This window comes from Salinivibrio sp. AR640, assembly GCF_001995405.1.
In the GTDB taxonomy this organism is placed as follows: Bacteria; Pseudomonadota; Gammaproteobacteria; order Enterobacterales; family Vibrionaceae; genus Salinivibrio; species Salinivibrio costicola.
The window spans coordinates 124708-144349 of record NZ_MUFD01000004.1; the positions used below are offsets into that span (position 1 = coordinate 124708).

Sequence of the window (19642 nt, forward strand, 5' to 3'; positions counted from 1 at the left end):
GTTCAATATCAATAGAAAGCAATGGGGACTCAAAGCCCCCATTGCGGATTAGCAACACACTAGATTAACCGATCAGTGCACATCGCGCCAATATTCTTTCTTGAGGAAGTAAGCCAAAATCAAGAATACCACGAAGAAACCGATCACCCACCAACCGAGTTGCTGGCGCTCAAGCTTCACCGGCTCACCGGAATACTCGAGGAAATTGACCAAGTCTCGGACGGCATTATCATACTCGCCCTCACTCAGCTCGCCATTGCCGTCAGACTGCAGGCCGACAAATTCCTCAACCGGCTCACCATCCACCATGCGTGTTTCGTACACTTTACGTGGGGTGCCTTGAAGCTCTTCAAGCACATGCGGCATGCCCACGTTAGGGAATACCGTATTGTTCACGCCAAACGGACGCGATGGGTCAACATAGAATGAACGCAGATAGGTATAGAGCCAGTCAGTACCACGTACACGCGCGACCAGCGTCAAGTCAGGCGCTGGCGCACCGAAGTACTGTGCACCCGACTCTTGACTCATGGCGTTAGTCATTAACTCACCATAGTCCGCATTCTTGTCGACAATCAGGTGTTCTTCCATCAAGTCTTGTGGAATGTTCAGATCTTCTGCGACACGCTGATAGCGCTGATACTGCGTGGCATGACAGCCGAAGCAGTAGTTCATGAACATTTTTGCGCCACGTTGCAATGAGGCTTTGTCCGTTAAATCGTTGTTGGCGTCGTCCAAGTGAACGTTACCGCCCGCGGCCATTGCCAAAGAGGGCAACAGCGCGCACAAGATTACAATCCATTTTCTCATTTGAATGTCACCCTCTCTGGTAGCGGTTTTGTTGCCTCATTTTTGCTGTAGAAGAACAACAGCACAAAGAACATGAAGTAACAGAAGCTGAAGATCTGCGCCAGCAAGGTGTACGTTGGAGTCGCTGGCAACGCGCCCAGAATGCCGAGAGCTACAAACGCAATCACAAATTGCACAATGTTTGCCAAGTGCAGTTTGCTACGGTAGCGATACGAACGCACGCGACAACGATCTAACCATGGCAACAAGAACAGCACCACAATCGACGCACCCATGGCGATAACACCAATCAGCTTGTCAGGAATCGCACGCAAAATTGCATAGAAGGGCGTGAAGTACCAAACCGGAGCAATATGCTCAGGGGTCTTCAGCGGGTTCGCGGCCTCAAAGTTCGGTGGCTCAAGGAAGTAACCGCCCATCTCAGGGTTAAAGAAAATCACATACGCGAACAAGATACCAAACACACCCACGCCAATGAGATCTTTCACCGTGCCGTATGGATGGAAAGGAATCGAGTCGATGATCTTGTATTTTTTGGTGTAATCAGGGTGGAACGTAAACTGTGACTGCTGGCCATCGTCATCCGCTTCGCCTTTAGGCAGTTTGGTGTCGATACCATCTGGGTTGTTAGAGCCCACTTCGTGCAACGCTAGCACGTGCAACGCGACTAACAACAGCAAGACAATCGGCAAGGCTACCACGTGAAGCGCAAAGAAGCGGTTCAAGGTTGCGCCTGATACCACGTAATCACCGCGGATCCAAAGCGTTAAGTCATCACCAATCACAGGAATCGCACCAAACAAGGAGATGATAACCTGTGCCCCCCAGTAAGACATCTGTCCCCATGGCAGCAGGTAGCCCATAAACGCTTCTGCCATTAACACCAAGAAGATCAGCATCCCAAACAGCCACAGTAGCTCACGCGGCTTCTGGTACGAGCCATAAATGAGGCCGCGGAACATGTGCAGGTACACCACCACGAAGAACGCCGAGGCCCCAGTGGAGTGCATATATCGGAGCAGCCAACCGTACTCGACATCACGCATGATGTATTCAACAGAGGCAAACGCACCTTCCGCTGAAGGGTTGTAGTTCATGGTTAGCCAAATCCCGGTAACAATTTGGTTAACCAGAACAATCATCGCGAGCACACCAAACATATACCAGAAGTTAAAGTTCTTCGGCATTGGGTACTCGGTCATGTGCTTGCGATACGCATTCATCGCGGGAAGGCGTTTCTCAATCCAGTTAGCAAAACTTTCCATTACGCAGCCCCCTCATCTTGTCCCACCAGCACTCGCTTGTCGTCCAAGTACATATAAGGTGGAACGACCAGGTTAAGTGGTGCAGGTACGCCTTGAAAGACACGTCCAGCCATGTCAAATTTTGACCCATGACACGGACAAAAGAACCCGGCTTTCACTCCACTCACTTGCTCACTGAAGCTGTCTGGTAGATAGGTTGGTGAACAACCAAGATGGGTGCAGATACCAACCGCGACAAAAATTTCAGGTTTAATAGAGCGGAGCTGGTTGGTTGCATATTCCGGTTGTTGCGGCTGTGCTGATTGCGGATCGCGCAATTGGTCTTCAAAGCTTGAAAGCTCCTCAACCACGGCGTCGCTACGGCGCACAATCCACACAGGTTTTCCTCGCCACTCGACACGGATCATTTGTCCGTCTTGCAGCTTACTGATATCGACTTCGACCGGCGCGCCCGCCGCTTTGGCTTTCGCGCTTGGGTTCCATGACTTAATAAAAGGCACGGCAACTGCTACGGCCCCTAAACCGCCAACAACTGACGTCGTCGCAGTCAGGAAGCGGCGTCGGCCGGTATTCACTGGCGCATTGCTCATCCAACATTCTCCCATGTGCTCCCGCTTGGATTTTTATTTTGTCCTTTGCGTCCATGGAGCGTACGGCTTACTTAAAAACGAATATGTAATAACGGCTGACTGGGATCAGTTCGATTAAATCTTAGCTGCTATTACGTCGGCTAGATGATAGAGAAAACCCTACTTTTTGACAAGATAAAGCTACCTTTTTGTAACAAATGTGAGCGGTGTGCACAGAATTATGTAAAGGGTAATAAAAATGTTGGAAAGTGCGCGCTTATACACTGTTTTAAAAGGGAATAAAGAGGTAATGCCCTACCTTGTTACATCAGAAAAAATTGCATAAAAAAAGCCTGGCGTGAACACCAGGCTTTTTGTAGCAAATCTGACGATAACGTCGATTAACGCTTCGAGAACTGCGGGCTACGACGTGCTTTACGAAGACCCACTTTCTTACGCTCAACTTTACGCGCATCACGCGTCACAAAGCCAGCTGCACGTAGTGCAGGACGTAGTGACTCGTCATACTCCATCAAGGCACGAGTAATGCCGTGACGGATTGCGCCTGCTTGACCAGAGATACCACCACCAGAAACGGTGATGTACAGGTCAAGCTTCTCAGTCATTTCTACCAGCTCAAGTGGCTGACGAACAACCATGCGAGCGGTTTCACGACCGAAGTAAGTGTCGAGAGAACGCTTGTTGATCTCGATGTTGCCGCTACCCGGCTTGATGAAGACACGAGCTGCGGAGCTTTTGCGACGGCCGGTGCCGTAGTATTGTTCTGCCATTGCTTTATTCCTCTTAGATGTCTAGTACTTGCGGTTGTTGTGCCGCGTGCTTGTGCTCAGAACCTGCGTAAACTTTCAGTTTACGGTACATAGCACGACCTAGAGGACCGCGTGGCAACATACCTTTAACGGCTTTTTCAATCACCAGCTCAGGTTTTTGCGCGATCAGTTTTTCAAAGCTGATTGACTTGATGCCACCAATGTAGCCAGTGTGGCTGTAGTACATCTTGTCAGATTTTTTGCGGCCAGTTACAGCCACTTTTTCAGCGTTGATAACAACAATGTAGTCACCAGTGTCAACGTGAGGCGTGTACTCTGGCTTGTGCTTGCCACGCAGACGCGTTGCAATTTCAGTGGCCAGACGGCCTAGCGTTTTGCCTTCAGCGTCTACAACGAACCAGTCGCGTTTTACAGTTTCTGGTTTAGCAACGAAAGTTTTCATGCTAATAATTACCCGATTAATAAGTTTCACTTCAGGAGCCTAAGCTCCCACTGTTAAGCGTCCATACATCACCCCTTCGAGTGGTGGTACACCCGGCCAAAGCCTTTCAACAGTAACGGTGGGTCGCGAGATTATAGGGAAGAGTGGAGAAAAAATCACCTCCTTTTCGCAAAAAAATTCCGCCGTTTTTCTCAGTTGGTTATTGTTTGACTGTTCGCCAGCAGACAGCCTTAGGGCAAATGAGGTAATGCGAGATAGTCATGGCTTTGCATTTCAATCAGGCGTGACTGGCAACGCTTAAACTCAAACGCTAAACGGTCGCCATCATAGAGGCTATCGAGTGGCACCGCCGCTGAAATAATGAGTTTGACGCTACGCTCATAAAACTCGTCTACCAGCGCAATAAACCGACGCGCAGCATCGTCTTGTGTACTGTGTAATTGCGGCATGTCAGCGACTAATACCGTGTGATAAAGCTGCGCAATTTCCATGTAGTCGGTTTGACTGCGGGCGGACTGACACAGCTCAGCAAAACTAAAATGCGCCACGCCATCGCCATTTTCAATGGTCTGTAGCGGGCGGTTATTTACGTCTATCACTTGGTCGCGCTGCCCCCCTTCCCCATTGAGTTTTTTGAAATACGCCTGCATCGTCTCGGTAGCGGTATCGCCAAGCGGGTGATAAAAAATAGCCGCTTGGGTCAGAGTACGCAGGCGATAATCAACGCCTGAGTCAACATTGACTACCTCACAGTGCTGGTTGATTAAATCAATGGCGGGCATAAAGCGTGCGCGCTGTAACCCGTTCCAATACAGTTCATCAGGAACGATATTTGAGGTCGCGACCAAGGTGATCCCGCGGGCAAATAGCGCTTCCATCAGGGTCCCTAAGATCATGGCATCGGTAATGTCCGAGACAAAGAATTCGTCAAAACACAGCACGCGGGTTTCTTGTGCAAACTTATCGGCGATTTGCAGCAATGGATCCGCTTCGCCATCCAGTATTCTTAGCTCTTGATGTACCCGATGCATAAAGCGATGAAAGTGCATGCGCATTTTGTTATCAAAAGGGAGTGCATGAAAAAACGTATCCATTAAATAGGTTTTCCCGCGTCCCACACCGCCCCAAAAGTATAGGCCTTTTACTGGGGTCACAGAGGCCGGTTCGCGCTTTCGCCAAGGCAACCAGCTGCGCTTTTCCGGCGTAGTGGGGGTTATAGGATGAGCGAGTAAACGGTGGTAGAGCTCATCAAGTTTCTCGACCGCCATACGTTGCGCGGGGTCTTCGATAAAATGGTGGTGAGTCAGATCGTTATTATAATGTTCTAAGGGCGTCATTCCTTGAAAGCCTCGTTGGTTATCGCCATCGTTTTCATAGTAACACGCGAGCGAGAAAGAGAAATACGCGCGCATAGGAGTACCACGTTCGCGATCTGGCATGTATAGTGAACACACGTTTCATCTTGCTAAGCCACCAGCAGATGTACGATATTATTATACGTAGGCAAGTGATTTCGCTTGCCCTGACTGACTCCCGTATACCCAGGGTGTTCAGTCAATGTGAGAGCACAAGGAGCAGTTATGGCCTGGATTAATAGCCTGATCTTTCTCGTCATCGGTATCGCGGTGGGCTTTTTTATTGCCCGTATGACCACGCGCGATCTCAAACAACAAAAAAATATGAAAAGGGAGCTAGAAAAGTCACGTTACGAGCTCGAGCAATACCGCCAAGAGTTGGTGGATCACTTTGCGCAAAGTGCTGAACTGCTTGATACCTTATCGAAAGACTACAATAAGCTCTATCAACATATGGCCAAGACATCGTCGGATCTGATGCCTGACTTGCCCGACCAAGATAATCCCTTTGCCAAGCGTCTAGGGAAAATCACCAACCTGGAAGTAGACACCGCCAGTCATCCACCTCGTGACTATTCTGGCAGCGCCTCGGGCTTGTTAAAAAGCGACGAAGGCTCGCGCGCCAGCTGATCGAGGATTGAACTTTTTCAGATTGCCCCCACTCTCAATTGGTACGTCGACAATTGGAGTTAACCCATGATGAAAAAGTCTTTACTCGCAATTAGCGTCGCCGCGCTGACTCTTGGCGCGGCCTTTTCTCCTCTACCGAGCTATGCCGCCTTGCCTCAAGCGGTTAGCGGTGAAGCCATGCCCAGTTTGGCGCCAATGTTGGAAAAAGTCTCACCAGCCGTGGTCAGTATTGCGGTGGAAGGCAACAAGGTGTCTAAGCAACGTATTCCTGATGCATTTCGGTTTTTCTTTGGTCCCAACGTTCCGTCTGAGCAAGTCCAAGAGCGTCCTTTTCGTGGTTTGGGATCAGGGGTGATTATTGATGCCGATAAAGGTTATATCGTGACCAACCATCATGTGATTGATGATGCGGATGAGATCCGTGTCCAACTCAAAGATGGCCGCGAATACGATGCGACCCTGATCGGCAGCGACGAAATGTCTGATATTGCCTTGTTGCAGCTCGATGAAGATGCGAAAGATCTGACGCAAATTCCACTCGCTGATTCGGATCGTTTACGTGTTGGTGACTTTGCCGTTGCGATTGGTAACCCATTCGGGCTCGGACAAACTGTCACCTCGGGGATCATCTCAGCACTGGGGCGCAGTGGTTTGAACCTAGAAAACTTCGAGAACTTTATTCAAACCGATGCGGCGATCAATAGTGGCAACTCCGGCGGCGCGCTGGTCAATCTCAATGGTGAACTGATGGGGATCAACACCGCGATTTTGGGCCCGAACGGCGGCAATGTCGGGATTGGCTTTGCGATACCGGTGAATATGGCGAAAAGCTTGGTCGACCAAATCATCGAATATGGCTCGGTACGACGCGGCATGCTTGGCGTGACCGGCCGGGAATTGACCGCCGAGTTAGCCGATGCCTTTGGGCTCGCCACCCAGCACGGCGCCTTTGTTAGTCAGGTAATGCCTGACTCTGCCGCTGACGATGCCGGGCTCAAAGCCGGTGACATTATTGTCTCTGTCAACGGTAAGAGTATTCGCAGCTTTAGTGAGTTACGCGCCAAAATTGCGACGTTAGGGGCAGGTAAAACCGTTGCGCTCGGCGTGATCCGTGACGGTGAAACCCTCGAGATGGAAACAACCCTTAAAGAAGCGGCTCAAACGCAAACCAAAGCGGATAACCTGCACAAAGCTTTGGCTGGCGCAGAGTTGAAAAACCATGATGCGAAACCAGCAGGTGTCGAAGTTGCCACGATTGAAGAAGGCTCGCTTGCCGCTCGATATGGATTACGCGCGGGCGATGTTATTATTGGCGTCAATCGACACAAAGTAGAGAGCTTGGGCGATCTGCGCAAGCTGCTCGAGGATAAACCGGGTGTGCTCGCCCTTAATATTGTGCGTGATAACAGCTCGCTTTATCTCGTGATTCGATAAACCGGCGTCTATTCACACCTTCATTTTGATGCCTGCCACGTCGGCAGGCATTTTTATTGGCTCATGGTTTTTTTATCCGCCCAGGACGGTGATGATTTCCACAACCCGACCTCACAATGCTATTCTCTAGCCTCGCTTTGTTTTGCTTGAGGATGGCATTGTTTATGCTGGCTTTACTTGTTCGTTCCGTGGTTATTGGCCTAGTCACGGCTGCCTTGCTATTAGTCGCGGTGCCTGATTTGCGCTCGGGCGTGTTATCCGAACTGTCTTTTATTGAAAGCGACGACCAAGACACGGCAGAACTGGTGTCATTTAGCTATGCGGTCAAGCGCGCCTCACCGGCGGTCGTCAATATCTACACCCGTAATTATACCGGTAACGATAAATTAGAGCTTAATACCCAAGGATTAGGCTCAGGGGTGCTCATGAGCGCTAAAGGCTATATCGTCACCAACTATCATGTTGTCGCCGAAGCCGACCAAGTGATCGTCGCCTTGCAAGATGGGCGCATTTTCACGGCACAAACAGTGGGTAAAGATCAGCGTACGGACTTAGCCGTGCTTAAAATTCAAGCAGACAATCTCCCCGTGATCCCGGTCAATCAAAACTATCAACCCACGGTGGGCGATACCGTACTCGCCATCGGCAATCCGTATAATTTAGGGCAAACCACCACCTATGGCATCATTTCCGCTACCGGCCGGACCGGGATGAGCTTTTATGGTCGCCAGGATTTTCTCCAAACCGACGCGGCCATTAACAGAGGAAACTCTGGCGGGGCACTGGTAAACAGTCGCGGTGAGCTCGTCGGCATCAATACCGCCTCTTTTCAACAAGCAACCGACCTTGAAACCTATGGCATTTCCTTTGCGATCCCTTACCGTTTAACCGCAAAAATCATGAATAAACTGATTGCCGATGGCCGAGTGATCCGCGGCTATATTGGTATTGATGGCCGTGATGTAAACCCGGTGATGGCCCGATTATTAGATGCCGAGCAGCAACGTGGGGTCATGGTCGCTGGGCTTGATAAAGACGGACCTGCAGAAAAAGCGGGGATTCAGCCTCAAGATTTGATTATTCAAATTAACGACAAGCCCGTGCGCGGTGCACGCGGTGCGATGGATATGGTGACCGATACACGTCCTGGCTCAACGCTTAACATTACGCTGATCAGAGACGGTGAAACCCTGACCTTGCCGGTCAAAGTGGGCGATGAACGCCAGCAGCGTTAATCAACGCATAGCGAAAATAGGCGCCCATAAAAAAACGCCAGCCTGTGAGGGCTGGCGTTTTTTGTGTTAAGGCATGAAGGCCAATTAGCCTGCGATATCACTGGACTCGTTCGCTTCATCGGCGTCAATGCGCTCTATTTTAGCTCCTAAAGCCTGCAGTTTATCTTCGATACGCTCATAGCCTCTATCGATATGATAAATACGATCCACCAAGGTTTCGCCCTTTGCAATACAGCCGGCAATTACCAAGCTGGCAGAGGCGCGCAGATCCGTCGCCATCACTTGTGCCCCGCTTAGGCTATCGGTGTCACCACAGATCACGGTATTGCCTTCAATCTCTGCATGAGCGCCCATACGTTGTAATTCCGGCACATGCATAAAGCGGTTTTCAAAGATGGTTTCGGTGATTATTCCAGTGCCTTTGGCCACCAAGTTCAGCAAGCTAAACTGAGCTTGCATATCGGTTGGAAAGCCCGGATGTGGCGCGGTACGCACGTTCACGGCTTTGAGCTCGCGGTCTGTCATGTCTAATTCGATAAAGTCATCACCCGTCACCACCTTGGCACCGGCTTCTTCCAATTTATGAAGGACCGCTTCGAGTAACTCTGGCGAAGTATGGCGACACACAATATGCCCACCAGACACCGCGGCCGCGACCAAGAAGGTGCCGGTTTCAATGCGATCTGCCACCACGGTGTGCTTACCGCCGCCAAGACGCTCTACGCCTTCAATCTCAATGCGATCGGTGCCTGCCCCCGTGACGTTTGCCCCCAACATGTTGAGGAACTTGGCCGTATCGACAATTTCTGGCTCACGCGCCGCATTTTCAATCACCGTAGTGCCTTGCGCTAACGTCGCCGCACTCATGATGGTGACTGTCGCACCGACGCTGACTTTGTCCATCACGATATGCGCGCCTTGCAAGCGACCATCGACGGTTGCACGCACATAGCCCTCATCCAACGTGATGGTGGCACCGAGCTGTTCAAGGCCGTTAATGTGCAAATCCACGGGCCGCGCGCCAATCGCACAACCGCCAGGCAAAGACACTTCGCCTTTACCGAAGCGAGCGACTAACGGCCCAAGTGCCCAAATAGACGCACGCATGGTTTTCACGAGATCATAAGGCGCACAGAGCTCAGTAATCTCACTGGCATCAACATGCACTGACCCGTTGCGACTCACCTTGGCCCCTAAGCGTGATAACAGGGCCATCGTTGTGTCAATATCGCGTAACTTAGGGACATTCGCGACTTCGACTGGCTCTTCAGCCAGTAATGAAGCAAATAAAATCGGGAGGGCGGCATTTTTTGCGCCAGAAATGGCCACATCACCTTTAAGCGGGCCATTGCCCGTCACTCGAAACTTTTGCATCATATCCTCTTACAACTGCATCAGCTTTTTATCGCGTGCCCACTCAGCCGGTGTCATCGCTTTAATGCTGACCGCATGAATATCATTACGCGCAATGTGATCCGTTAGCGGACCATAGATCGTTTGTTGCTTTTTTACGCGTGACATACCGTCAAACATCTCTGCAACAGCGATGACCTCAAAGTGGCTGCCATCACCTTTCACATGCAGCTCGTCCACTGACTGAGCCTGTTCTGAAAAAGCGGCCTCTAAAATGGCTTTAACGTCGCTTGCTTCCACGTTTAAACTCCTTGTTGATGCTCCGCATCGTCAAAAAATGTGTCTAAATTACTCAGCGTTAACAATAGTTTTAGCTGTTCAGGCATCCCTTGATACCGTACCTGCTGTCCTTGATGACGCAGCGTACGATCAAGGTGGAGCAACATCGCCATTCCTGCTGAATCCACACGTGATAACGCACTTAAGTCTAACGTTAAGGCGTTATCGGTTGGGATCCATTGGTGACGCTGACGCCAAAAGGCAGGCACTGTGTCACGATCAAGCCGTCCTGACAAGTGATAGTGCTGCTCGCTGCCAGCCGTCAAGTTGACGCTCATGATGCATCCTGTTTTTGTTTATCTTCACGACGGATGGGCCGCTTGGCGATCTCTTTTAATTGTTCGACCACGGCATCAATACCATCACGACGCAGTGGTGTCTTCCACTCAGACTGCTTCGATTGGATCATACTGACCCCTTCAGCCGTCACGTCATACGCTTGCCAATTTCCTGTCCGCGTATTTTTACGTAAGCTAAAATCCAGACGAATAGGCGGACGTGATGCGTCAGTCATATCGACGCGAACTTTGACAATTTTATCATTCGGATCAATCGGTTTATCCTTTTGAACCTCAATGGTTTGGTCGTCATATTCGAGTAAAATCTGTGCATAGGAGGCAATCATGTACTCGGTGAAGGCCTCGGTAAATGCATCGCGCTGTTCAGGCGTTGCCTTGCGATAATACTGGGCGCCTAATATCAGCGACGCCGCATAGCGCGTATGGATATAAGGTAGGAGTTCGTCTTTGACGACATCACGTAATAAATCGGGATCAGCACGGAGCAGGGTGCGATCTTTGCGTATGCGCGAAAACGTATTCTCTGCGACTTGTTCGATCAGCTGATATGGGTTGGATTGGTCGACCGGCTCACTGGCCTGTACCGTCTGTCCAAGGCTGACTAACATTAAGCTCAGCGCCGAGCCAAATGCGATAAGTGTCTTTCTCATGCCATTTACTCCTTGTCACCCATGCTGTAGAGGAACTGACCAATCAAATCTTCTAAGACAAGGGCCGACTTGGTGTCTTGGATTTTTTCTCCCGCCTCTAAATAGCCAATGCCGAGCGCTTCATCGACAAACCCTGGGGTAATACCGATATATTGCTCGCCCAGCAGCCCTGCAGTGTAGATCGACGCCGAGCTCGATTCCGGGAAACGTCCCGCTTCTTCACTGATTTGCAGTGTCACTTGTGGGACATAGGTGTCTGGATTGAGCGAAATATCCGTTACCTGGCCAACAGTAACGCCCCCCACTTTGACAGGGGAGCGCACTTTTAACCCACCAATATTGTCAAACTCAGCGGTGAGGGTGTAGGTGTCTGCCCGCCCCCAACGCTGAACATCGGCGACTTGAAACGCAAGGGCTAATAGCGCTGCAATCCCTGCGATCACAAAGCAGCCTACCCAAAATTCTGTTTTACGACTCTGTTGCATGATTAATTCCCAAACATGAGTGCAGTAAGGACAAAGTCTAGGCCGAGTACGGCCAGCGATGAATGTACCACAGTACGTGTGGTCGCGCGGCTGATCCCTTCCGAGGTTGGCGTGGCATCATAACCGTTAAAAAGTGCAATCCAGGTCACGGCGATAGCAAAAACGAGGCTTTTGATCAGCGCGTTACCCACATCGTAGCCAAGGTCGACCGATGCCTGCATCACCGACCAAAAGCTGCCATGATCAATGCCTTTCCAGTCTACCCCGACCAGCTCGCCGCCCCAAATCCCGACCAGCATAAAGATCACCGCCAGTAAGGGCATGGCGATGACGCCGGCCCAAAACCGGGGCGCAATAACACGACGCAGCGGATCAACCGCCATCATTTCTAAACTCGATAGCTGCTCGGTGGCTTTCATCAAGCCAATTTCAGCGGTCAGCGCGGATCCCGCCCGCCCAGCAAATAGCAGCGCTGTGACCACAGGGCCAAGCTCGCGCAGTAACGATAAAGCAACCATTTGCCCAAGGCTGGTCTCGGCACCAAAGTCCGACAAGACTAAATACCCTTGCAGGCTTAATACCATGCCGATAAATAACCCGGAGACAATAATGATCGCGAGTGAGCGTACTCCGACAGAATAGAGTTGTTGAATAAGCAGTGGGAAGGTTTTACTCGGTTGAGGACGCCCCACCAGCGCACCGGTCATCACAAAGGTGGCGCGGCCCATTGACTCAGCCACACGCATGGTTCGACGACCCATGTCCGCGATTTGTGTTTTAATCACCGAAAATCTCCTGCTTTAACTCACCCGCGGGATAACGAAATGGCACGGGTCCATCGGCATGCCCTTCTAAAAACTGCTGCACCCAAGGGTCTGGATTATCTCGCAACGATTGCGGCGATCCACTGGCGATAATACGGCTATCGGCCAAAAGATACACTTTATCGGCAATGCTCATCACTTCAGGCACGTCATGTGAAACGACCACACACGTTAGTCCTAGTGCTTGGTTGAGTTGACGAATCAAGGTCACCAGCACGCCCATGGTAATGGGATCTTGTCCTACAAAGGGTTCATCAAACAAAATGAGCTCAGGATCAAGGGCAATTGAACGGGCCAGAGCCGCTCGACGGGCCATACCGCCTGAGAGATCGCTGGGCATTAATGCGGCAGCCCCTCTTAATCCCACCGCCTCAAGCTTTAGCATTACAATGGTATGAATCATGGATTCATCCAAGTCTGTGTGTTCGCGCAGCGGGAAGGCAACATTATCGAATACCGACATATCGGTAAACAGGGCGCCTGATTGGAAGAGCATACTCATGCGCTGGCGGACATCGAATAATTGGCGACGCCCTAGCGAGGGAATGGAGTGGCCATCAAAAATAATATCACCGGCGTCTGGCTTTAGCTGGCCGGCGATCAAGCGTAGTAACGTGGTTTTACCGATACCTGAGGGCCCCATAATCGCGGTGATTTGCCCACGTGGTACCTGCAAGTCGACATGATCAAAAATGCATCGGTCACCCCGTGAGAATGTCATCCCATTGATATCTATCAGGCTCTTTGCTGCCATGGCCGCATCTCATGGTTGGAAAGGAACAAAATGAAGTGGCTGATAATAAGGTGTCACCCCGCCTAACACAAGCCAGCCTGCGTATCGGGCCAAGCAGGACGTGACCCACCCCTGATAATAGCAGCCAAGAAACGGTTTATATGTCAAGACGAGGTCAATGTGCGCCCCTTGCCCTGTGACGCGCCTTAGCCGCGATATAAGCCTTGGCGACGATACCAGCCTTAGCTGCAATACAAACCTTAACCGAGGCGCAATCGTTAATCGCGAGCAGGCGGCCGTTTATCGGTGGCCGTTCCACGGCGGCAACATCAAGATGATCCTGTCACAGCAACCCGCTTCATGGTGAACCATCTTTATCGTATCCGTAAGTCAGTGGGTGGAAAATGCCGGAATTGATAACTCACATGGGGGCTTTTTGCTTCACATTTCCCCCTTTAACCGTCAGAATTGCCCCTCATTTGAACCAAATTCACAACGCAAAGGATAGGTGTCATGGTTATAGCGGTTGCCATACTCATTGTTGGACTCATCGTGCTGGTATGGAGTGCCGATCGACTGGTCTTTGGCGCGGCTGCAATCGCGAAAAACTACGGCGTTTCGCCTTTAATCATCGGCATGACGATTCTCGCCATGGGATCGTCGGCACCGGAAATGATGGTATCTGCCAACGCTGCCCTCGCCGATAAAACCGATACCGCAGTGGGGAACGTTTTAGGCTCAAATATCGCCAACATAGCGCTTATTATTGGTTTTACCGCGCTGATCAAGCCGCTGTCGATTGGGTCGACCATTATTCGCCGTGAACTGCCACTGATGCTTGGGGTCACCGTCCTCGCGGGGGCCTTGCTTTGGAATAATCATCTAGGGTTTTTCGAAGGGGTGGGACTGATCACACTGTTTGTGATCTTTATTTTAATGATGATTAAAATTGGTAAAGATTCAGGTGATTCCGACCCAATATTGGCCGATCAGCAGTCTGACATTCCTAATGATGTTAGCAACCTGAAAGCGGCGATATGGATTATTATCGGCTTGCCTTTACTGTTGCTGTCATCGGATCAAGTGGTCGACTCCGCGGTTACCATCGCTCAGTATTTTGGCATGAGTGATCTGGTGATTGGCTTGACCATTATCGCCATTGGCACCAGCCTTCCTGAGCTTGCCGCTTCGATTGCCGGCGTCATGAAGGGTGAAGATGATTTGGCGGTGGGTAATATCATCGGCTCGAATGTGTTTAATATTCTCGCGGTCATGGCCATTCCTGGGTTACTCAACCCCTCAGCGATCAGCGAATATGCCATGAGTCGTGATTATTATATTATGCTGGTGCTGTCTATTATGTTGCTGGTGTTTGCGTTGGGCAAATCACGCAGTATTAATCGCATCGAAGGCGCCGTTTTCTTACTTTGTTATATCGGTTACCAAAGTTACCTATTTATTAACGCTGCCGCCTAAACGGACACAGTACAATGAGTGAATACAGTTTTGACTTTCGCCGCGCCGGGCTGGATGTCCTTAACATTGAGCAAGACGCGATTGCACAATTAAAAGCCGCCATTGATGATCGTTTTGAGGCGGCTTGCCAGCTGATGCTAAACGCCACCGGCAAAGTGGTGGTGATGGGAATGGGTAAGTCAGGCCATATTGGCAAAAAAATTGCCGCCACCCTCGCCAGCACTGGAACGCCTGCGTTTTTTGTCCATCCTGGCGAAGCAAGCCATGGTGATTTAGGTATGATCAACCAAGGCGATGTGGTGCTCGCGATCTCTAATTCCGGCGAGGCCGGTGAGATATTAACCTTGCTACCCGTGATTAAACGCTTGGGCATTCCGTTGGTCTGTATGACGGGCAATGCGCAATCTAGCATGGGGCAGTTAGCAAAAGTGAATCTCAACATTCATGTCCCGCAAGAAGCCTGCCCACTGGCATTAGCTCCTACCTCGAGCACCACTGCCACCTTAGTAATGGGCGATGCCCTTGCCATGGCCTTGATGCAAGCAAGGGGCTTTACCGCGAATGACTTTGCGCTTTCGCACCCGGGCGGTGCATTAGGACGCAAGCTGTTACTGCGCATTAGTGATTTGATGCATCAAGGCGCGCGTTTACCCGTGGTGCCCGAAACAGCCACCGTGCGCGATGCCTTATTAGAAGTGTCTGAAAAGGGCTTGGGAATGACCGCTATTGTCGATGCTGGACAACAGCTGACCGGCATTTTTACCGATGGTGACTTACGCCGCTTGTTAGATATGCGGATTGATTTGCATACCACCACCATTGGCTCGGTGATGTCAAAAGGCCCGGTGACGATTGAGCCGGAGTTGCTCGCGGCAGAAGGACTTAAACTCATGGAAGAGCGAAAAATTAACGGGCTGTTGGTTGCCAAAGACGGCCAGCTGCTTGGCGCCCTTAACATGCATGACCTTTTAAAAGCCGGAGTGATCTAATGGCCTCTACCGTAATTGAAACGCTGTACGGCCCTATCGCCGCCGATGTATTCCAGCGTGCCGCTGCCATTCAATTACTCATCTGTGATATTGATGGGGTTTTTTCTGATGGTCGCGTCTATATGGGCAATCAAGGCGAAGAGCTCAAAGCATTCCATACCCGCGACGGCTACGGCATAAAATCATTGATGAACGCCGGGATTGAAGTTGCTGTCATTACAGGCCGCCAATCTCAGATCGTTGAGAACCGAATGCGCGCACTGGGTGTCAAACATGTGTATCAAGGCCAAAGCGACAAGTTAGCCGCGTACCAAGATTTGTGTTCGCACTGTGATGTACTTCCCGCACACACAGCTTATATTGGTGACGATTTGATTGACTGGCCAGTGATGGAAAAAGTGGGGCTGTCTTGTTGCGTCGCAGATGGCCACCCACTGCTAAAATCGCGTGCTGATCATGTCACCCACATTGGTGGTGGGTTTGGCGCGGTGAGAGAGGTCTGTGATTTGCTGCTAGAAGCCCGTGGCGAGCTCGATCAACACAAAGGTTTGAGTGTATGACTCGGCGGCTAGGCCTGCTTCTGCTGATCGTGCTTTGTGCACTCAGCGGCTATTACCTATTGGCCCAGCACCGTTGGCAAAAGGTGCAACAGGTCACCCCTGATGCAGAAAAGCCTTTGTTTACCGGCGAAGACATTGAAACGGTGCAGTATACTGCCGACGGTGTGCGTAGTTATACCGTTGAAGCCAAGCATCTTGAGCACTACGCCAAAATCGATGAGACCCATTTTAATGAGCCTGTACTTTGGACCTACCAAGACGGCCAAGATGAAGAGTGGCGTGTGAGCGCAAACTACGCCGTTTTATCGGACGAGCACCTGCTCACTATGACGGGCAATGTCCGTATTTTTAATTTACTGCCGAATGCACAAATTGATTCGGTAACCACCGACTCTGTGACCTTAAACCTCACAACACGAGATTTTTGGTCCGATAGTCCTACCACCATCACGGGCACCCGTTTTCAAACCACAGGAAAACGCGTGAAGGGCAACTTCGGTAGCCACCAGATGGAATTGTTAGACGATGTTAAAGGCCGATATGAAACGACCCCTCGTTAAAGCACTAGCAGGTGCGATGTTGCTATTTTCGCACTACTCACTAGCGCTGAGTAGCGACACCGAGCAACCTATTCACATTCAATCTGAAAGTCAGCATTTGGACATGGCCACCAATACGGTGACCTTCACACAAGATGTCGTGCTCACCCAAGGCAGCATTAAAATCTTGGCCGATAAACTGATCGTTATCCGCCCGGAGGGGAAAGATGGCAGTGAAACCATCGAAGCCTATGGTAAACCGGCAACCTTTGAGCAAACCATGGATGACGGCAAACAGATTCATGGCGAAGCGAACAAACTGCGTTATGAAGTCGGTAATGAATATCTCAAAATGTCGACCAATGCGATGCTCGAGCAAAGTGGCAACCAGGTAGAGGGCAATGTGATCACCTACGAAATCGACAAACAACAATTGGTTGCCGAGAGTGATAGCAACAAACGGGTCACCACGATTTTACAGCCGACAAGTAAAAAAAATTCATCCAATAACGATTCATCTGAGTCAGACGCGGAATAAGAGGCCACATGGCAACACTGACAGCGGCCAACTTGGCAAAAAGTTATAAAGGGCGAAAGGTCGTCGCCGATGTAAGCTTGGAAGTGAAATCCGGTGAAATCGTCGGTCTGCTTGGCCCGAATGGTGCAGGCAAAACCACCTCATTTTATATGATTGTGGGTTTAGTGGCCCGTGATGAGGGGGCGATTTATATCGATGATAAAGACATCAGCATTCAACCCATGCACAATCGCTCTCGCTTGGGGATCGGTTACTTACCGCAAGAAGCGTCGATATTTCGTAAACTCAGCGTCTACGATAATCTCATGGCGGTGCTACAAACGCGTAAATCCTTGACTAAAGAAGAGCGTCAGGACAAAGCCGAAGACTTGTTAGACGAGTTTAATATCCAACATATTCGTGACAGCTTAGGCATGGCGCTTTCTGGGGGCGAACGCCGACGGGTTGAAATTGCGCGCGCCCTCGCCGCGAACCCTAAATTTATTTTGCTTGATGAGCCCTTCGCTGGGGTTGACCCGATTTCGGTTATCGATATAAAAAAAATCATTGAACACTTACGTGACCGTGGTCTCGGTGTGCTTATCACTGATCACAATGTACGCGAGACGCTCAGTGTCTGTGAGCACGCTTACATTGTCAGCCAAGGTCACTTGATTGCACACGGCACGCCTGATGAGGTGCTCAATGATGATCACGTTAAACGGGTTTACTTGGGCGATCAGTTCAAATTGTAGGATCGGCTCACGCTAAAAAATGCCAATCAAGGCTATAGTTAAATAAAGCGCTTGCTCTGTCGACCAGAGCAAGCGTTTTTAACCTCTTTGGTCGTTGAAAAAGGAAAGGTGTAAAGCCTCTATGAAACCCACGCTTCAGCTTAAGCTTGGACAACAACTCGCAATGACACCACAACTGCAACAGGCAATTCGTCTGTTGCAGCTGTCGACGTTGGATTTGCAACAAGAGATCCAAGAAGCGTTGGAATCCAACCCTCTATTGGAACATGACGAAGGCCAAGAGCAAGACACGGATCAAAGTGATAGTCAGCACGATCAGCATGCGGCCTCACAAGAAACGGCAACCGCCAGTGCCGATACCATGGAAACATCCGATGCGCTCGAAAAAAACGAAATGCCGGATGATCTCCCAGTTGATACGACGTGGGACCACTTATACTCTGCTGGCACCGGCAGTACCGGTGTGGGTGGATATGATGATCAGCCCGTTTATCAAGGCGAAACCACGCAGACGCTATATGACTATTTAAAATGGCAGCTTGAGCTCACGCCATTTTCCGAAAACGATCACGTGATTGCCATGGCTATCATTGATGCGGTGGATGACCAAGGCTATCTCTCAGTCAGTACCGAGGATATTTTAGATAGCCTCGGCAGTGATGATATTGAACTGGATGAAGTTGAAGCGGTGCTTAAACGCGTCCAGCACTTTGATCCTCTGGGGATTGCGGCGCGTTCACTGCAAGAATGTTTAATGCTGCAACTGGCCACCTATGATGACAATACGCCCTGGCTGGCAGACGCGCGCAAGGTCTTGACCGAGCATATGGACTTACTTGCCAATCGCGATTATCGCCAACTCATGCGAGAAACCCGTCTAAAAGAGCCGGAGCTTAAAGCGGTGATGCAGCTCATCCACAGTTTAGAGCCTCGCCCGGGTAACTTAATTGTCACCAACGAAGCTGAGTACGTGGTCCCTGATGTATCCGTGTTTAAACACCAAGGCCAATGGGTGGTACAAATCAACCCAGACAGTGTGCCCAAACTGAAAGTGAACGAACAATATGCCGCCTACGGACGCAATGGCTGCAGTGCATCTGATGGCCAATTCATTCGTTCACACTTACAAGAAGCAAAATGGCTGATTAAGAGCTTGGAAAGCCGCAATGACACCTTACTTAAGGTGACGCGCTGTATCGTTGAGCACCAACATGATTTTTTTGAATACGGCGAGGAGGCCATGAAGCCCATGGTCTTGAATGATATTGCCCTTGATGTGGATATGCACGAGTCGACCATTTCCCGTGTCACCACACAAAAGTATATGCATACGCCTCGCGGTATTTTCGAGCTGAAATACTTTTTCTCCAGCCATGTGAGCACCGACAATGGCGGTGAATGCTCATCGACGGCGATTCGCGCCTTCATAAAAAAATTGGTCGCTGACGAGCCGGCAAACAAGCCACTCAGTGATAGCAAGATTGCCGCATTGCTGGCCGAGCAAGGCATTAAAGTTGCAAGACGGACCATTGCCAAGTACCGAGAGTCACTTGGTATTGCGCCGTCAAACCAGCGCAAGCGTCTATTGTAGA

General features: G+C 50.4%; 23 protein-coding genes. 10 read left to right on the plus strand and 13 right to left on the minus strand.

The features are described 5' to 3' along the window. Positions 1-72 precede the first annotated feature (72 nt). The 6 genes from BZG75_RS03965 to zapE form a co-directional block, all read right to left on the minus strand. Entirely contained in the window at positions 73-810 is a 738-nt protein-coding gene (locus BZG75_RS03965) for a cytochrome c1 (RefSeq protein ID WP_077576231.1), read from the minus strand. Further along, positions 807-2075 (minus strand): cytochrome b, encoded by a 1269-nt coding sequence (locus BZG75_RS03970; RefSeq protein ID WP_021022655.1) that lies wholly within the window; start codon positions 2073-2075, stop codon positions 807-809. Before BZG75_RS03970 ends, BZG75_RS03965 begins: the two co-directional genes overlap by 4 nt. Continuing rightward, positions 2075-2665 (minus strand): ubiquinol-cytochrome c reductase iron-sulfur subunit, encoded by a 591-nt coding sequence (gene petA / locus BZG75_RS03975; RefSeq protein ID WP_021022656.1) that lies wholly within the window; start codon positions 2663-2665, stop codon positions 2075-2077. The genes BZG75_RS03970 and petA overlap by 1 nt, the downstream gene beginning before the upstream one ends. 380 nt (positions 2666-3045) lie before the next feature. Then, positions 3046-3435 (minus strand): 30S ribosomal protein S9, encoded by a 390-nt coding sequence (rpsI, locus tag BZG75_RS03980; RefSeq protein WP_021022657.1) that lies wholly within the window; start codon positions 3433-3435, stop codon positions 3046-3048. A gap of 13 nt (positions 3436-3448) precedes the next feature. After that, positions 3449-3877 (minus strand): 50S ribosomal protein L13, encoded by a 429-nt coding sequence (gene rplM / locus BZG75_RS03985; RefSeq protein ID WP_025674468.1) that lies wholly within the window; start codon positions 3875-3877, stop codon positions 3449-3451. A gap of 230 nt (positions 3878-4107) precedes the next feature. Next, positions 4108-5214 (minus strand): cell division protein ZapE, encoded by a 1107-nt coding sequence (zapE, locus tag BZG75_RS03990; RefSeq protein WP_077576259.1) that lies wholly within the window; start codon positions 5212-5214, stop codon positions 4108-4110. A 243-nt stretch (positions 5215-5457) separates the two neighbouring features. On the opposite strand from zapE, the gene zapG reads away from it, so the two are divergent. The 3 genes from zapG (at position 5458) to degS (ending at position 8531) form a co-directional block, all read left to right on the plus strand. Continuing rightward, on the plus strand, positions 5458-5862 hold the full coding sequence (gene zapG, locus BZG75_RS03995) for a Z-ring associated protein ZapG (protein ID WP_077459892.1): 405 nt from the start codon (positions 5458-5460) through the stop codon (positions 5860-5862). Between the two features lie 69 nt (positions 5863-5931). Beyond that, positions 5932-7296 carry a Do family serine endopeptidase gene (locus BZG75_RS04000; RefSeq protein WP_108742879.1) on the plus strand — a complete coding sequence of 455 codons (1365 nt, stop codon included), beginning with the start codon at positions 5932-5934 and terminating at the stop codon, positions 7294-7296. A gap of 164 nt (positions 7297-7460) precedes the next feature. Beyond that, a complete protein-coding gene (gene degS / locus BZG75_RS04005) occupies positions 7461-8531 on the plus strand; it encodes an outer membrane-stress sensor serine endopeptidase DegS (RefSeq protein ID WP_077576234.1) in 1071 nt (356 codons plus the stop codon). A gap of 84 nt (positions 8532-8615) precedes the next feature. Here degS and murA read toward each other — a convergent pair whose 3' ends face one another. From murA to mlaF, 7 genes are read right to left on the minus strand one after another with little or no spacing between them, the layout of a single operon-like run. Next, complete coding sequence (gene murA, locus BZG75_RS04010) at positions 8616-9905, minus strand: UDP-N-acetylglucosamine 1-carboxyvinyltransferase (RefSeq protein ID WP_021022663.1); 1290 nt, start codon at positions 9903-9905, stop codon at positions 8616-8618. Positions 9906-9914: 9 nt separating this feature from the next. Continuing rightward, the gene (locus BZG75_RS04015; RefSeq protein WP_425271618.1) at positions 9915-10160 is read right to left on the minus strand and encodes a BolA family protein; all 246 of its coding nucleotides are present in this window, start codon (positions 10158-10160) and stop codon (positions 9915-9917) included. 26 nt (positions 10161-10186) lie between these two features. Then, the gene (locus tag BZG75_RS04020; protein WP_021022665.1) at positions 10187-10501 is read right to left on the minus strand and encodes an STAS domain-containing protein; all 315 of its coding nucleotides are present in this window, start codon (positions 10499-10501) and stop codon (positions 10187-10189) included. After that, on the minus strand, positions 10498-11172 hold the full coding sequence (gene mlaC, locus BZG75_RS04025) for a phospholipid-binding protein MlaC (protein WP_077459895.1): 675 nt from the start codon (positions 11170-11172) through the stop codon (positions 10498-10500). Before mlaC ends, BZG75_RS04020 begins: the two co-directional genes overlap by 4 nt. 5 nt (positions 11173-11177) lie before the next feature. Beyond that, on the minus strand, positions 11178-11657 hold the full coding sequence (gene mlaD, locus BZG75_RS04030) for an outer membrane lipid asymmetry maintenance protein MlaD (protein WP_021022667.1): 480 nt from the start codon (positions 11655-11657) through the stop codon (positions 11178-11180). 2 nt (positions 11658-11659) lie between these two features. Further along, positions 11660-12439, minus strand: coding sequence for a lipid asymmetry maintenance ABC transporter permease subunit MlaE (mlaE, locus tag BZG75_RS04035; protein WP_269087438.1), 780 nt, complete (start codon positions 12437-12439; stop codon positions 11660-11662). After that, a complete protein-coding gene (gene mlaF, locus BZG75_RS04040) occupies positions 12435-13235 on the minus strand; it encodes a phospholipid ABC transporter ATP-binding protein MlaF (protein ID WP_021022669.1) in 801 nt (266 codons plus the stop codon). Before mlaF ends, mlaE begins: the two co-directional genes overlap by 5 nt. Positions 13236-13727: 492 nt before the next feature. On the opposite strand from mlaF, the gene BZG75_RS04045 reads away from it, so the two are divergent. From BZG75_RS04045 to BZG75_RS04075, 7 genes are all read left to right on the plus strand, one after another. Further along, on the plus strand, positions 13728-14690 hold the full coding sequence (locus tag BZG75_RS04045) for a calcium/sodium antiporter (protein WP_021022670.1): 963 nt from the start codon (positions 13728-13730) through the stop codon (positions 14688-14690). Between the two features lie 14 nt (positions 14691-14704). After that, entirely contained in the window at positions 14705-15679 is a 975-nt protein-coding gene (locus BZG75_RS04050; protein ID WP_077576235.1) for a KpsF/GutQ family sugar-phosphate isomerase, read from the plus strand. Further along, positions 15679-16239 (plus strand): 3-deoxy-manno-octulosonate-8-phosphatase KdsC, encoded by a 561-nt coding sequence (kdsC, locus tag BZG75_RS04055; RefSeq protein WP_077576237.1) that lies wholly within the window; start codon positions 15679-15681, stop codon positions 16237-16239. Before BZG75_RS04050 ends, kdsC begins: the two co-directional genes overlap by 1 nt. Next, the gene (gene lptC / locus BZG75_RS04060; protein WP_077459898.1) at positions 16236-16799 is read left to right on the plus strand and encodes an LPS export ABC transporter periplasmic protein LptC; all 564 of its coding nucleotides are present in this window, start codon (positions 16236-16238) and stop codon (positions 16797-16799) included. The genes kdsC and lptC overlap by 4 nt, the downstream gene beginning before the upstream one ends. Further along, entirely contained in the window at positions 16780-17316 is a 537-nt protein-coding gene (gene lptA / locus BZG75_RS04065) for a lipopolysaccharide transport periplasmic protein LptA (RefSeq protein ID WP_077460037.1), read from the plus strand. The genes lptC and lptA overlap by 20 nt, the downstream gene beginning before the upstream one ends. An 8-nt stretch (positions 17317-17324) precedes the next feature. Next, positions 17325-18050 carry an LPS export ABC transporter ATP-binding protein gene (gene lptB / locus BZG75_RS04070; RefSeq protein ID WP_021022675.1) on the plus strand — a complete coding sequence of 242 codons (726 nt, stop codon included), beginning with the start codon at positions 17325-17327 and terminating at the stop codon, positions 18048-18050. Positions 18051-18171: 121 nt separating this feature from the next. Then, on the plus strand, positions 18172-19641 hold the full coding sequence (locus BZG75_RS04075) for an RNA polymerase factor sigma-54 (protein ID WP_077459899.1): 1470 nt from the start codon (positions 18172-18174) through the stop codon (positions 19639-19641). Position 19642: the final 1 nt, after the last annotated feature.

Bases quoted from the DNA above. Each gene is read 5' to 3' on its own strand.
- BZG75_RS03965 (WP_077576231.1), bottom strand. From the start codon at position 810: ATGAGAAAATGGATTGTAATCTTGTGCGCGCTGTTGCCCTCTTTGGCA.
- BZG75_RS03970 (WP_021022655.1), bottom strand. From the start codon at position 2,075: ATGGAAAGTTTTGCTAACTGGATTGAGAAACGCCTTCCCGCGATGAAT.
- petA (WP_021022656.1), bottom strand. From the start codon at position 2,665: ATGAGCAATGCGCCAGTGAATACCGGCCGACGCCGCTTCCTGACTGCG.
- rpsI (WP_021022657.1), bottom strand. From the start codon at position 3,435: ATGGCAGAACAATACTACGGCACCGGCCGTCGCAAAAGCTCCGCAGCT.
- rplM (WP_025674468.1), bottom strand. From the start codon at position 3,877: ATGAAAACTTTCGTTGCTAAACCAGAAACTGTAAAACGCGACTGGTTC.
- zapE (WP_077576259.1), bottom strand. From the start codon at position 5,214: ATGACGCCCTTAGAACATTATAATAACGATCTGACTCACCACCATTTT.
- zapG (WP_077459892.1), top strand. From the start codon at position 5,458: ATGGCCTGGATTAATAGCCTGATCTTTCTCGTCATCGGTATCGCGGTG.
- BZG75_RS04000 (WP_108742879.1), top strand. From the start codon at position 5,932: ATGAAAAAGTCTTTACTCGCAATTAGCGTCGCCGCGCTGACTCTTGGC.
- degS (WP_077576234.1), top strand. From the start codon at position 7,461: ATGCTGGCTTTACTTGTTCGTTCCGTGGTTATTGGCCTAGTCACGGCT.
- murA (WP_021022663.1), bottom strand. From the start codon at position 9,905: ATGCAAAAGTTTCGAGTGACGGGCAATGGCCCGCTTAAAGGTGATGTG.
- BZG75_RS04020 (WP_021022665.1), bottom strand. From the start codon at position 10,501: ATGAGCGTCAACTTGACGGCTGGCAGCGAGCAGCACTATCACTTGTCA.
- mlaC (WP_077459895.1), bottom strand. From the start codon at position 11,172: ATGAGAAAGACACTTATCGCATTTGGCTCGGCGCTGAGCTTAATGTTA.
- mlaD (WP_021022667.1), bottom strand. From the start codon at position 11,657: ATGCAACAGAGTCGTAAAACAGAATTTTGGGTAGGCTGCTTTGTGATC.
- mlaF (WP_021022669.1), bottom strand. From the start codon at position 13,235: ATGGCAGCAAAGAGCCTGATAGATATCAATGGGATGACATTCTCACGG.
- BZG75_RS04045 (WP_021022670.1), top strand. From the start codon at position 13,728: ATGGTTATAGCGGTTGCCATACTCATTGTTGGACTCATCGTGCTGGTA.
- BZG75_RS04050 (WP_077576235.1), top strand. From the start codon at position 14,705: ATGAGTGAATACAGTTTTGACTTTCGCCGCGCCGGGCTGGATGTCCTT.
- kdsC (WP_077576237.1), top strand. From the start codon at position 15,679: ATGGCCTCTACCGTAATTGAAACGCTGTACGGCCCTATCGCCGCCGAT.
- lptC (WP_077459898.1), top strand. From the start codon at position 16,236: ATGACTCGGCGGCTAGGCCTGCTTCTGCTGATCGTGCTTTGTGCACTC.
- lptA (WP_077460037.1), top strand. From the start codon at position 16,780: ATGAAACGACCCCTCGTTAAAGCACTAGCAGGTGCGATGTTGCTATTT.
- lptB (WP_021022675.1), top strand. From the start codon at position 17,325: ATGGCAACACTGACAGCGGCCAACTTGGCAAAAAGTTATAAAGGGCGA.
- BZG75_RS04075 (WP_077459899.1), top strand. From the start codon at position 18,172: ATGAAACCCACGCTTCAGCTTAAGCTTGGACAACAACTCGCAATGACA.